Source organism: Streptomyces sp. NPDC101776, assembly GCF_044766845.1.
GTDB lineage: Bacteria > Actinomycetota > Actinomycetes > Streptomycetales > Streptomycetaceae > Streptomyces.
This window is the reverse complement of sequence record NZ_JBIWMV010000002.1, coordinates 1,127,089-1,139,705: the sequence shown is the minus strand read 5'-3', so window position 1 is coordinate 1,139,705 and position 12,617 is coordinate 1,127,089. Positions and strand designations below refer to the sequence as shown.

General features: G+C 72.2%; 11 protein-coding genes. 7 read left to right on the top strand and 4 right to left on the bottom strand.

All coding sequences use genetic code 11. The features are described from left to right. Positions 1-129 precede the first annotated feature (129 nt). The 7 genes from ACIRRY_RS10900 to ACIRRY_RS10870 all read left to right on the top strand — a co-directional run bounded on the left by ACIRRY_RS10900 (position 130) and on the right by ACIRRY_RS10870 (position 8,430). Positions 130-1,191, top strand: coding sequence for an ADP-ribosylglycohydrolase family protein (locus ACIRRY_RS10900; protein WP_403970519.1), 1,062 nt, complete (start codon positions 130-132; stop codon positions 1,189-1,191). Positions 1,192-1,466: 275 nt separating this feature from the next. Next, the gene (locus ACIRRY_RS10895) at positions 1,467-2,945 is read left to right on the top strand and encodes an ADP-ribosylglycohydrolase family protein (RefSeq protein WP_403970517.1); all 1,479 of its coding nucleotides are present in this window, start codon (positions 1,467-1,469) and stop codon (positions 2,943-2,945) included. Between the two features lie 8 nt (positions 2,946-2,953). Next, positions 2,954-4,183, top strand: coding sequence for an ADP-ribosylglycohydrolase family protein (locus ACIRRY_RS10890; RefSeq protein WP_403970514.1), 1,230 nt, complete (start codon positions 2,954-2,956; stop codon positions 4,181-4,183). Continuing rightward, positions 4,171-5,532, top strand: coding sequence for an ADP-ribosylglycohydrolase family protein (locus tag ACIRRY_RS10885; protein ID WP_403970511.1), 1,362 nt, complete (start codon positions 4,171-4,173; stop codon positions 5,530-5,532). The genes ACIRRY_RS10890 and ACIRRY_RS10885 overlap by 13 nt, the downstream gene beginning before the upstream one ends. Further along, positions 5,529-6,422, top strand: a complete 894-nt coding sequence (gene rbsK / locus ACIRRY_RS10880; RefSeq protein WP_403970508.1) for a ribokinase — start codon at positions 5,529-5,531, stop codon at positions 6,420-6,422. The genes ACIRRY_RS10885 and rbsK overlap by 4 nt, the downstream gene beginning before the upstream one ends. Then, positions 6,419-7,621, top strand: coding sequence for a CaiB/BaiF CoA transferase family protein (locus tag ACIRRY_RS10875; RefSeq protein ID WP_403970505.1), 1,203 nt, complete (start codon positions 6,419-6,421; stop codon positions 7,619-7,621). Before rbsK ends, ACIRRY_RS10875 begins: the two co-directional genes overlap by 4 nt. Continuing rightward, positions 7,618-8,430, top strand: a complete 813-nt coding sequence (locus ACIRRY_RS10870) for an HpcH/HpaI aldolase/citrate lyase family protein (protein WP_403970502.1) — start codon at positions 7,618-7,620, stop codon at positions 8,428-8,430. The genes ACIRRY_RS10875 and ACIRRY_RS10870 overlap by 4 nt, the downstream gene beginning before the upstream one ends. Positions 8,431-8,490: 60 nt before the next feature. Here the strand turns inward: ACIRRY_RS10870 and lgt are convergent, their stop codons facing one another. The 4 genes from lgt to trpB form a co-directional block, all read right to left on the bottom strand. After that, on the bottom strand, positions 8,491-9,474 hold the full coding sequence (lgt, locus tag ACIRRY_RS10865) for a prolipoprotein diacylglyceryl transferase (protein WP_403970499.1): 984 nt from the start codon (positions 9,472-9,474) through the stop codon (positions 8,491-8,493). 103 nt (positions 9,475-9,577) lie between these two features. Then, a complete protein-coding gene (locus tag ACIRRY_RS10860; RefSeq protein WP_403970496.1) occupies positions 9,578-10,357 on the bottom strand; it encodes a DsbA family protein in 780 nt (259 codons plus the stop codon). Between the two features lie 112 nt (positions 10,358-10,469). Then, complete coding sequence (gene trpA / locus ACIRRY_RS10855; protein ID WP_403970493.1) at positions 10,470-11,285, bottom strand: tryptophan synthase subunit alpha; 816 nt, start codon at positions 11,283-11,285, stop codon at positions 10,470-10,472. Continuing rightward, complete coding sequence (gene trpB / locus ACIRRY_RS10850; protein ID WP_403970491.1) at positions 11,282-12,571, bottom strand: tryptophan synthase subunit beta; 1,290 nt, start codon at positions 12,569-12,571, stop codon at positions 11,282-11,284. The genes trpA and trpB overlap by 4 nt, the downstream gene beginning before the upstream one ends. Positions 12,572-12,617 lie beyond the last annotated feature (46 nt).

Genomic DNA, 12,617 nt, shown 5'->3' with positions numbered 1-12,617 from the left:
CCGATCAGATGTCGACCGGGTGATGCTGCGCTCCGTCAGGCTCTGCCGAAGGCCTCCCGTGGGAGACATCGGCAAAGGGTTCCGCGCCCTGAGGCGCCCTGAGGGAACCCCGTAGGAGAGGTCGCGCGTATGGCATCGATCGCCTGCATTCCCCCGGTCCCGGCGCCCAAGAACGCCTCCGAACTCCGCGAGCGAGCACGCGGCGCGCTGCTCGGTCTGGCGGTGGGGGACGCCCTGGGCGCACCGGCGGAGAACATGAAGCCGTCCGAGATCCGCGCCCGTTGGGGCCGCATCGAGGGATACGTGGCGGAGACCCCGGCGGGTACGGACGACACGGAGTACGCGATCTTCTCCGGCCTCCTCCTGGCCCGCCACGGCTCGGCCCTCACCCCCTCCCATGTGGAGGCGGCCTGGCACGAGTGGATCGCGGACCGGGACGAGGGCCCGTTCCGGGGCGCGGGCTTCAGTGAACGCGGCACCCTGGAGAACCTCCGCCGGGGCCTGGCCGCGCCCATCTCCGCCCAGCACCGCCACGCCTGGAGCGACGGCCTGGCCATGCGCGCGGCCCCGTTCGGCGTCTTCGCGGCGGGCCGCCCGGCGGAGGCGGCCCGGCTGGTCGCGATCGACGGTTCGGTGAGCCACGACGGCGAGGGCATCTACGGCGGCCAGGCGGTCGCGGCGGGCGTGGCGGCGGCGATGGCGGGCGCCCCGACGATCGCGGTGGTCGCATCGGCGCTCGCGGTCGTCCCGGACGACTCCTGGACGGCCCGCTCCCTGCGCCGAGCCGTGGCGGTCGCCCACCGCGGCGAACGCGCGGTCCGCTCCGCGGTGGTCATCGGCGGCTACCCCTGGACCGACCTGGCCCCCGAGGCCGTCGCCCTCGCCTTCGGCGCGTACGCGGCGGCGGACGGCGACTTCGTGGAGTCGGTCCTCACCGCGGTCAACATGGGACGCGACGCGGATACGACGGCGGCGGTGGCAGGCGCGCTGGCGGGAGCGACCCGGGGCGCGTCCTCGATCCCGCCCGACTGGGCGTCGGCGATCGGCCCGGCCCGGGGGAGTTGCCTGCCCGCGATGGCCGGCCACCATGTGCTGGACATCGCGGAGTTGCTGGTCCCGGAGGAGGGCGGCAAGTGGGGCCGCCAAGGGGAGTACGTACTGGCGGCGGACAAGGACGAGGTGCAGCTGTGAGGCATCAGGACAGGGGGGCGGAGACCCCTACGCGGACGACGCCCGGGATGGAACGGGGGACTGCGCAGGGCGAGTTCGGCCGGCAGGGGCCTCCGGCACCCCACCCCGCGCCGCACAAACCCGCGGTCGCCGACGGCGAGTCCGCACCGCAAGACCCACCCGCACCCCAGCCCAAGCTCCACGAACCCGCAGCCGCTAGCGGCGAGTTCGCCCCACAGGGGCCACCCGCACCCAACTCTCCGTTCCACTCGCCCCACCCCACCCCACTCAACCCCGTGGCCACCAAAGGTGATTACGCCCCGCAGGGGCCACCCACACCCGCCCCTCGGCTCCGCCCACCGCACCCCGCACCCCACGAACCCGCGGCGGTTGACGGCGAATCCGCCCCGCACAGCCCACCCGCACCCGACTCCCTGATCCGCCGACCCCACCCCACTCCCCACGAACCCGCAGCCGCCAACGGTGCGTTCGCCCCACACAGCCCACCCGCACCCAACCCTCAGCTCCGCCCACCCCACCCCACACCCCACGAACCCGCAGCCGCCGACGGCGAATCCGCACCGCAGGGGCCACCCGCACCCGGCAACGAAACCAGCACGGGCGGTGCGGGTGGGAAGGACTGGGGCGATGGCGGAGCCGAGGTGTTTCGGGTTGAGGGGCTGCTGTTGGGGCTTGCCGCAGGGGATGCCGCCGGTTGGCCCGCCGCAAGGCACCGCGCCGCGAGGATGCCCGAGTGGACCCGCCGCCTCACCCGCGAGCTGGACACCTTCGCCGAACAGAACGCGACCACCACCCTCCCCGTCCCCATCGCCCTGAACCAACCCCCCGAGCCCCTGCGCCTCGGCCCCTCCGACGACGCCGAGTGGGCGGCGTTCACCGCGGAGGCCGTACTACGAGCCGGCGACGACACAGTCCTCGGCGACCTCAGCAGAGAACGCAGAACCCGCGCCGCGATCGACCTCGGCTGGAACGCCGTGGCCAGCGAAGTAGCCGCCGCGGCGGACCGCGCCCCCGAGGTCGAATCCGCCGTGCTCCCCCTCCGCGCCCGCATCTCCGTAAGAGCCGGTCTGGGAAACCTCGTCGCCGGCCTGCGCCCGCCCGCCACCGGCCACGACAACCCCCACTACTTCGACGACGCGGCCTGCATCAGGGCCTGCGTACTGGCCGTGGCCCACCCCGGCGACCCCCAACGCGCCGCCGCCCTCGCCGAGTTCGACGCCCGCTACACCCAGGACGGCGACGGGGTCCACGGCGCCAGAGCCATGGCTGCGGCCCTCGCACTCGCGCTGGTCGGCACGGCCGTAGACGACTGCGTGGCAGCCGCCGTCGCCGAACTCCCCGAAGCCACGGAGATCGGCCGCAACGCCCGCCACGCCCTGAAGTTGGCCCAGGACAGCGACAACACCTTCGCCCTGATCCCCCTCCTGGAACACCAGATCGTCGACCACGTCTACAGCTACGGCATCGCCGCCGCCGAAACCGTCCCGGTCGCCCTGGCCCTCGCCACCGCGTCCCGCGGCCGTATCGCGGAGGCGGTCCCGGCCGCGGCCTGCCTCTCCCGCGTGGCCGACTCGGCACCCGCCCTCGTGGGCGCCCTCACCGGAGCGCTCAGCGGCGGGCGAGCGATCCCCACCACCTGGCGGGAGGCCTGCCGCACCCTCTCCGGCTGCGCCCTCCCCCGCCTCACCGGCACCGATCTCGTAGAACTCGCCGAACTCCTGGAAGCCACACAACCGGCCCCACCAAGAGGATGATTCAGTGCATGCCACCGAAAGACCTCAAAGAACCCAATAAAACCAAACAACCCAAACAACCTGAACAACCTGAACAAGCCGAAGGTCCTGATGCCGGCCTTGAGGACCGGATCACCGGAGCCCTCGTCGGCGCGGCGGTCGGCGACGCCCTCGGCGGTCCCGTCGAGGGCTACTCCCCCGACCAGATCCTCGAACGTCACGCCGGCCGCGTGCACGGCATCGTCGGCCCCTGGAACGGCGACGCCTGGCGCACCGCCCGCCCCATCGCGCCGTACCACAAGGGCGACGGCCACGTCACCGACGACACCTTGATGACCCACGCGCTGGTACGGGTCTACGCGACCGTCCGCGACCACCTCGACGCGTACGCGATCGCCGACCACCTCGTCCCCGATCTGATGCAGAACCCGCGCTGGATCCCGGAGTTGGAGGCGGAAGCCATCCCGCTCCAGCGGATCTTCCTCGCCGAGAAGTGGCTCGCGGCCCGTCTCCACTACGGCCACATCGACCCCCGCGAGGCCGGCGTCGGCAACATCGTCAACTGCGGTGCCGCGATGTACATGGCACCGGTCGGCCTGGTCAACGCGGCCCATCCGGCGGGTGCTTACGCCGAGGCCCTGGACCTCGCGGGCGCACACCAGTCGTCCTACGGCCGTGAGGCGGCGGGCGTCTTCGCGGCGGCGGTGGCCGCGGCCTGCGTACCGGGCGCGACCCCGGACTCGGTGGTGACCGCCTGCCTCGCCCTGGCGAAGGACGGCACCCGCACCGCCATCGAGCGGGTGTGTGAAGTGGCCGCCCGTTACTCGGACTTCGAGTCGGCGCTCGCCCCGCTGCGGGAGGCGATCGCGCCGTACGACACGGTGGGCCCCGACTACCGCACCCCCTCCCTGGACGCCCGCCGCCCCTCCCGCACCCGTGCGATCGAGGAACTCCCCGTCGCCCTGGGCATGTTGGTGGTCTCCGGCGGCGACTACCGCCACGCGGTGCTGGGTTCGGTGAACTACGGCCGTGACTGCGACTCCATCGCGACGATGGCGGGCGCGGTGGCCGGTGCGCTCGGTTCCCCGGTGCCGCAGGAGTGGTCGAAGACGGTCGCCGAGGCCAGCCGCCTCGACCTGTGGGAGCCGGCGGCGACCCTCACCGCCGTCACCCGCGAGGTCTTCGAGCGCGATGTCCGCCGACGCCGGGCCCACGAGGCCGCGTTCAGCGAGATCGGAGGGCTGCGGTGCTCCGACTGACCTGGGTCCAGCCGGAGGACCTGCTCGGCCACGAACTGCGCCAGGCCGCCCAGGACGGACGCGCACCGTCGGCGATCGCGGCGCGTTGGCGCGCGGCGGGAGGTGCCGAGGCTCCGGACCGGGCGGGCGCGTCCGCCCAATCCCCCACCCGCTACCTCCGGTTGCTCGCCGAGGACCTGCTGGACGAACTGGCCGACCTGCCGAGTCAGTTGGCGGGCCAGGAGCCGACGGACCTGGTGCGGATCAAGGCCCTCTGCCCCAACTGGCCTGCCCCGCAAGCCGCTTCCTCGCCCCGCCCCGTCACTCTCCAGGCCGCCTGGCTCGGCCGCGCCGTCGGCTGTCTCCTCGGCAAACCGGTCGAGAAGCTCCCCCTCGACGGCATCCGCGAACTCGCCCGGGCCACCGGCAACTGGCCCCTCACCACCTACTTCACCGCCCGGGGCGTCCCCGCCGACCTTCTCGCCGCCCACCCCTGGAACCGCCGCTCCGCCCCCACCTCCCTCGCCGAGAACATCGACGGCATGCCCGAGGACGACGACCTCAACTACCCCTTGTTGAACCTCCTGTTGCTCCAGCGCCACGGCAAGGACTTCACCACCACCGACGTGGCGAGGCTCTGGCTCGACGAACTCCCCGCGGGCCGCACCTTCACCGCCGAACGCGTCGCCTACCGCAATCTGCTGTCCGGCCTGGAACCCCCGCGAACGGCCCGCCACCGCAACCCGTTCCGCGAGTGGATCGGCGCCCTGATCCGCGCCGACCTGCACGGCTGGACCAACCCCGGCAACCCGGGCGCGGCAGCCGAACAGGCCCACCGCGACGCCACCCTCACCCACACCGCGAACGGCGTCTACGCGGCCATGTTCACGGCGGCCGTCATCGCCACCGCGAGCACCGGCACCGACGACATCCACACCTGTCTGCGCACCGGCCTGACCGTCGTACCGCCCGACTCCCGGCTCGCCAAGGCGATCCACCACGCCCTCGAACTCGCCCGGAAACACCGGGACTTCGACACCGTCGTGGACGAACTCCACGCGATCTACTCCCCCACCCACCACTGGGTCCACGCGATCCCCAACACCGCCCTGATCACCGCCGCCCTCACCCACGCGGACGGCGACTTCACCGGCTCCATCTGCCGTGCGGTGTCGGGCGGTTGGGACACCGACTCCAACGGCGCGACGGCCGGCTCCGTCTCCGCCCTGCTCGCGGGCGGCCCGGCCGCACTCCCCGACCGCTGGACGGCTCCCCTCAAGAACCGACTCGCCACCTCCGTAGGCGACTTCAACGGCATCGGCTTCGACACCCTCGCCCGGCTCACCCACCAGGAGACCGCCCGCCCATGACCCTCATCGCCGTGCTCGGCAGCACGAACATGGACCTCGTCGCCTACGTCGCGAAGGCCCCGCAGCGCGGAGAGACCGTGACAGGACGGGAGTTCCGCACGATCCCCGGCGGCAAGGGCGCCAACCAGGCGATCGCCGCGGCCCACGCGGGCGCCGACGTCACCATCATCAGCGCGGTCGGCAACGACACCTACGGCGCCCGACTCCGTTCCACCTTCGAGCACTCCGGCGTCGACACCGACCATCTGCGCACCGTCGAGGGCCCGTCCGGCACCGCGCACATCGTCGTGGACGACGAGGGCGGCAACGCGATCGTGGTGATCCCCGCCGCGAACGGCACCGTCGACCACCTCGCCCCCGGCGACGAGGGTCTCATCGCCACGGCCGACGCCCTGCTCCTCCAGTTGGAGATCCCCCTCGCGGCGGTGATCGCGGGCGCGGAGGCGGCCCGCCGCCACGGCGTCCGTACGATCCTCACCCCCGCCCCGGCCCAGCCACTGCCCGCCGAACTCCTGGCCGCCGTGGACCTGTTGGTCCCCAACGAGCACGAGGCCGCCGCCCTCACCGGACACACCGACCCACGTGAGGCTGCCGCCGCCCTGCTCGACCAGGTGCCCGAGGTGATCGTCACCCTGGGTGCGGCGGGCAGTCTGTACGCGGCCCGGGGCGCCGAGCCGTTCACCGTCCCCGCGCCGCGAGTGACCGCCGTGGACTCGACGGGCGCGGGCGACACGTTCGTCGGCGCGCTGGCGGTCGCCCTCGCCGAGGGCCGCCCGATGCGGGACGCGCTGGCCTGGGCGGCAGCGGCAGCGGCGCTCTCCGTGCAGCGGCCGGGGGCGACGGCGTCGATGCCGTACCGCGCGGAGATCGACAAGCAGTACGCCGCATGACCGGGACGACGACCACAACTCCCCTGGCGGGCCTGCGCGTTCTCGATCTCGCGACACTCTTCGCCGGTCCCCTCGCCGCCACCATGCTCGGCGACTTCGGCGCCGAGGTCATCAAGGTCGAGCACCCGGCCAAGCCCGACCCGTCCCGGGGCCACGGCCCGTCGAAAGACGGCGTCGGCCTGTGGTGGAAGCTGCTCGGCCGCAACAAGCGCACCATCACCCTCGACCTGTCGAAGCCGGGCGGCCGGGACACCCTCCTCCGCCTGGCCGCCACCGCCGATGTGATCATCGAGAACTTCCGCCCCGGCACCCTGGAGAAGTGGGACCTCGGCTGGGCCGAACTCTCCGCCGCCAACCCGAAGTTGGTGCTCGCCCGGGTCACCGCGTTCGGCCAGTTCGGGCCCTACGCGCACCGCCCCGGCTTCGGCACCCTGGCCGAGGCGATGAGCGGTTTCGCCGCGATCACCGGCGAGCCGGACGCTCCCCCGACCCTCCCGCCGTTCGGCCTCGCCGACTCGATCGCGGGCCTGGCGACGGCGTACGCGGTGATGACGGCCCTCGCCGCCCGCGACCGCACGGGCGAGGGCCAGGTCGTCGACATGGCGATCATCGAACCGATCCTGACCGCGCTGGGCCCCCAGCCCCTCTGGTACGACCAGCTCGGCCACGTCCAGCCGCGCACCGGCAACCGCTCCCAGAACAACGCCCCGCGCAACACCTACCGTACGGCGGACGGCAGTTGGGTCGCCGTCTCGACCTCGGCCCAGTCGATCGCCGAGCGTGTGATGCGCCTGGTCGGCCGTCCGGAACTGATCGACGAACCGTGGTTCGCGACGGGCGCGGACCGGGCCCGGCACGCCGACGTCCTCGACGCGGCGGTGGGCGACTGGATCGCGCGGCGCTCGCGCACGGAGGTGCTGGCCGCCTTCGAGAAGGCGGAGGCGGCGGTCGCCCCCATCCAGGACGTACGGGACGTGATGACGGACCCGCAGTACCAGGCCCTCGACACGATCACCACGGTCGACGACCCCGAACTCGGCCCGCTCCGCATGCAGAACGTCCTCTTCCGACTCTCCGCCACCCCGGGCGCGATCCGCTGGTCCGGCCGCCCGCACGGCGCCGACACGGACACCGTCCTGACCGAACTGGGCCTGACCGAGACCGAGTTGACCACTCTCCGCCAGGAGGGCGCCCTGTGACCCCGTACCCCCTGACCTGGCTCTACGTCCCCGGTGACCGGCCCCCGATCGTCGCCAAGGCCCTCGCCGCCGGCGCCGACGTGGTCGTCGTCGACCTGGAGGACGCGGTCGCCCCGGACCGTAAGGACTACGCCCGCGCGGCCACGGCGGAGCTGCTCTCGGAGTCTCAACCCAATGTCCACGTCCGGGTGAACGCCCTGGACAGCCCCTGGGCGGCCGACGATCTCCGCGCACTCACGTCCCTCCCGGGCGTGTCCGGCCTACGGCTCCCGAAGGTGACGTCCGCCGAGGAGGTCGTAGCCGTAGCGGAAAGGCACAACTCCCCTCCTCTGTACGCCCTGTTGGAGACGGCCCTCGGTATCGAGCGGGCCTTCTCGATCGCCTCCGCGCACCCCTTCCTGCGCGGCATCGCGCTCGGCGAGGCGGATCTGCGGGCCGATCTGGGGGTGCGCGACGACGCGGGCCTCGACTGGTCGCGCTCGCGGGTGATCGTCGCCGCCCGGGCCGCGGGACTGGCTCCGCCGCCGCAGTCCGTCCATCCGGACATCCGCGATCTGGAGGGCCTGGCGGCCTCCTGTGCGCACGGGCGCGCTCTCGGCTTCCTCGGGCGCGCGGCGATCCATCCCCGTCAACTCCCGGTCATCGAGAGGGCGTTCCTCCCGACCGACCGCGAACTCGAACAGGCCGAGACGATCGTCAAGGCGGCCGTGCGGGAGGAGGGCGCTCAGGCGCTCCCCGACGGGCGGTTCATCGACGCGGCCGTGGTGGCGGCGGCGCAGCGCACGCTCACGCTGGCGCGCCGGACCTGACATGCGAGAGGGCGCCCCGTCGTCCGACACGGGGCGCCCTCTTCGTCGTAGAACCGGCTGTCAGCTCTTCTTGGCCGACTCAGCCGACTCCGGTTCGTCCTTCTTCATGTCCACGGCCGCCTCTTCGGTTTCCGGGGTGTCTTCCTCGGTCGCCGGGGCTTCGGCCTTGTCGGTCTTCGGGTCGTCCGCCGAGACCTCGTCGCCGTCGTCGGCCGAGTCCTCGGGCGCTTCCGGTTCGACGACTTCCTCGCGGCCCGGGCGCTTCTTCGCCGAGATCACGAAGTACGTCACCGCGAGGATGAAGACGATCATCGCGGTCCAGTCGTTCAACCGCAGGCCCAGGATGTGGTGGGCGTCGTCGACGCGCATGTACTCGATCCAGCCGCGGCCCACGCAGTAGGCGGCGACGTACAGCGCGAACGCCCGGCCGTGGCCCAGCTTGAAGCGGCGGTCGGCCCAGATGACGAGGAAGGCGACGCCGACGCACCACAGGGACTCGTACAGGAAGGTCGGCTGGTAGTAGCCGGGGACGCGGCCGTCCGTCGAGGACGTGATGTGCAGCGCCCAGGGGAGGTGCGTCTCGCGGCCGTAGAGCTCCTGGTTGAACCAGTTGCCCCAGCGGCCGATGGCCTGGGCGAGGGCGATACCGGGGGCCAGCGCGTCGGCCCAGGCGGGCAGTGGGATGCCACGGCGGCGGCAGCCGATCCACGCGCCCACCGCGCCGAGGGCGATCGCGCCCCAGATGCCGAGGCCGCCCTGCCACACCTTGAAGGCGTCCACCCAGTCGCGGCCCTCGCTGAAGTACAGCTCGTAGTCCGTGATCACGTGGTAGAGGCGACCGCCGACGAGGCCGAACGGCACGGCCCAGACAGCGATGTCGGCCACCGTCCCGACCTTGCCGCCGCGGGCGACCCAGCGTTTGTTGCCGAGCCAGACGGCGACGAAGACGCCGATGATGATGCAGAACGCGTAGCCGCGCAGCGGAATGGGGCCGAGGTGGTAGACCCCGTGCGACGGGCTGGGAATGTAGGCAATGGTTTCCATGGCAGGGTCGACGCTACCGTGCCGGACCGCGACCACGGCAAGCGGCCCGGCTACGGCTCCATAACGGGCCGGTATGAAAACCGGCCCGCCCGCTTACCCCGTGCTAGCCCTTGTTCGCGGCCTGGACCAGCTGCTTCAGCTTCGCCGGGGTCATCGTCTGGTCCGCGTAGATGTTCTTGCCGTCGAAGAGGACGGTCGGGGTGCCGGTGAATCCGCCGGCCTGGAACGCGGCGGCGGACTTCGCGACCCAGCTGTCGTGCGTACCGCTGTTGACGCACTTCTGGAAGGCGGGTGTGTCGAGGCCGCTCACCTTTCCCCCCAGCTCGATCAGCTTGGCGTTGCCGGCGAACGCGTCGTCCGTCTCCTTGGGCTGGTTCTCGTACAGCACGTCGTGGAAGTCGCGGAACTTTCCGGCGTCCTGGGCGCAGGCCGCCGCGTTGGCCGCGCGCTTGGAGCCGGTGCCGCCGAGGTTGCCGTCGATGATCGTGACCAGGTGGTACTGCACCTTGAGCTCGCCGGAGTCGGTCAGCTCGTGCAGTGTCGAGCGGTACGCCGTCTCGAAGGCCTGGCAGGCCGGGCAGCGGAAGTCCTCCCACACCGTGAGTGTCGGCTTGGCGCTGTCCTTGCCGACCTGGATCGCCAGGCTGTCCTTGCCGGTCGCCCCGGAGGGCGCCACGACCGGGCCCGCCTTGCTGCTGCCGCCGTCGTCCTTGCCGGAGTTCGCGGCGAGGACGCCGACCACCGTCGCCAGACCCAGCACGCAGACGACGCTCACGGCCACGATCAGCGTGCGCCGCCGCCTCTCCGCGGACTTCTGCTTCTCACGCTCGACCGCCAGCCGCTCGCGGGCGGTGCGCTTTCCGTCACGGTTCTTCTCGCTCACACCCCGCAGAACGAACCGGGGAGGCGCAGCGCGCCTCCCCGGTCCCAGGTCCACCCATACGAGGGACCCGTTGTTCTGTTATGCCGGTCGCTCTGTCATGCCGGGCGTTCTGTCACGCCTGTCCGCGTACGCCCTTCGCGAGGTCTGCCGCGAGGGCGCGGACCGCCTCGACGCCGGCCGCGTCGTCCGGCGCGTCCAGCATCCGCTTGACGAAGGCCGAGCCGACGATCACGCCGTCCGCGAAGCGGGCCACCTCGGCGGCCTGCCGTGCGTCGGACACGCCGAGGCCGACACACACGGGCGTGTCGGCGGTGGCACGGGTGCGCTCGACGAGGTCCTGCGCCTGCGCGCCCACGGACTCACGGGTGCCGGTGACGCCCATGAGCGAGGCGGCGTAGACGAAGCCGGTGCCGACCTTGGTGATCTCGGCGAGGCGGGCGTCCCTGCTGCTGGGCGCGACCACGAAGACGGTGGCGAGCCCGTGCTTCTCCGCGTGCTCCCTCCACAGCCCGGCCTCCTGGACGGGCAGGTCGGGCAGGATGCAGCCGGCGCCGCCCGCCTCGGCCAGTTCGGCGGTGAAGCGCTCGACGCCGTAGCGGTCGATCGGGTTCCAGTACGTCATGACGAGCACCGGCTTGCCGGTCGCCGCGTGGGTCTCGCGGACCGTGCGCATGACGTCCGCGATCTTGACGCCGCCGCGCAGGGCGATGTCGTCGGCGGTCTGGATGACGGGACCGTCGAGGACCGGGTCGCTGTGCGGCAGGCCCACCTCGACGATGTCGGCGCCGCCGTCGAACGCGGCCTTGATCGCCTCGATGCCGCCGTCCACGGTCGGGAACCCGGCCGGGAGATAGGCGATGAGCGCGGCGCGTCCCTCGGCCTTCGTGGCGGCGAGGGTGTCGCTCAACAGCCGGATGTTGCCGCTCACTTGGCGTCCCCCTCGATCTCCGCGGTGTCGGCCGCGTTGGCGGCGACGGTGGCGTCGGCGCCGGTTTCGTACAGGCCGAAGTAGCGCGCGGCCGTGTCCATGTCCTTGTCCCCGCGCCCGGACAGGTTGACGACGATCAGGCCGTCCTTGCCCAGCTCCCTGCCGACCTCCAGCGCGCCCGCGAGCGCGTGGGCGCTCTCGATCGCCGGGATGATGCCCTCCGTGCGCGACAGCAGGCGCAGTGCCTGCATGGCCGCGTCGTCGGTGACCGCGCGGTACTCGCCGCGACCGCTGTCCTTGAGGTAGGAGTGCTCGGGGCCGATGCCCGGGTAGTCCAGTCCGGCCGAGATCGAGTACGGCTCGGTGATCTGGCCCTCCTCGTCCTGGAGGACGTAGGACCGCGAACCGTGCAGGATGCCGGGCTCGCCCGCGGTGAGGGTCGCCGCGTGTTCGCCGGTCTCGACGCCGTGGCCGGCCGGTTCGCAGCCGATGAGGCGTACGCCGGCGTCCGGGATGAAGGCGTGGAACAGGCCGATGGCGTTCGAGCCGCCGCCGACGCAGGCGATCGCCGCGTCGGGGAGGCGGCCGGCGCGCTCCAGGATCTGGCGGCGGGCCTCGACGCCGATCACCCGGTGGAAGTCGCGGACCATGGCGGGGAAGGGGTGCGGGCCGGCGACCGTACCGAAGAGGTAGTGGGTGCGGTCGACGTTGGCGACCCAGTCGCGGAACGCCTCGTTGATCGCGTCCTTGAGGGTGCGGCTGCCGGACTTCACGGCGATGACCTCGGCGCCGAGCATGCGCATGCGGGCCACGTTCAGCGCTTGGCGCTGGGTGTCGATCTCGCCCATGTAGACGGTGCATTCGAGGCCGAAGAGCGCGCACGCGGTGGCCGTCGCGACGCCGTGCTGGCCGGCGCCGGTCTCCGCGATGACCCTGGTCTTGCCCATGCGCTTGGTGAGCAGGGCCTGACCGAGGACGTTGTTGATCTTGTGGGAGCCGGTGTGGTTCAGGTCCTCGCGCTTGAGGAAGATCCGGGCGCCGCCCGCTTCCGCGGCGAAACGGCGTACTTCGGTGAACGCGCTTGGCCTGCCGGTGTAGTTGACCAGGAGGTCGTCCAGTTCTCGGGCGAACTCGGGGTCGTGCTTGGCCTTGTCGTATTCGACGGCGACCTCGTCCACGGCGGCGACCAGGGCCTCCGGGATGAACTTGCCGCCGAAGGCGCCGAAGTAGCCCTCGGCGGTGGGGATTTGGCCGTCGGGGTCTGGGATGAAGAACTCGCTGGGCATGCGGAAACCTCACGGTGAGTGTTTGGAGAGACACTAAGCGCCGTGG

Coding starts and splice junctions, on each gene's coding strand:
- ACIRRY_RS10900 (WP_403970519.1), top strand. CDS start 130: ATGGCATCGATCGCCTGCATTCCCCCGGTCCCGGCGCCCAAGAACGCC.
- ACIRRY_RS10890 (WP_403970514.1), top strand. CDS start 2,954: ATGCCACCGAAAGACCTCAAAGAACCCAATAAAACCAAACAACCCAAA.
- lgt (WP_403970499.1), bottom strand. CDS start 9,474: ATGGAAACCATTGCCTACATTCCCAGCCCGTCGCACGGGGTCTACCAC.
- rbsK (WP_403970508.1), top strand. CDS start 5,529: ATGACCCTCATCGCCGTGCTCGGCAGCACGAACATGGACCTCGTCGCC.
- ACIRRY_RS10875 (WP_403970505.1), top strand. CDS start 6,419: ATGACCGGGACGACGACCACAACTCCCCTGGCGGGCCTGCGCGTTCTC.
- trpB (WP_403970491.1), bottom strand. CDS start 12,571: ATGCCCAGCGAGTTCTTCATCCCAGACCCCGACGGCCAAATCCCCACC.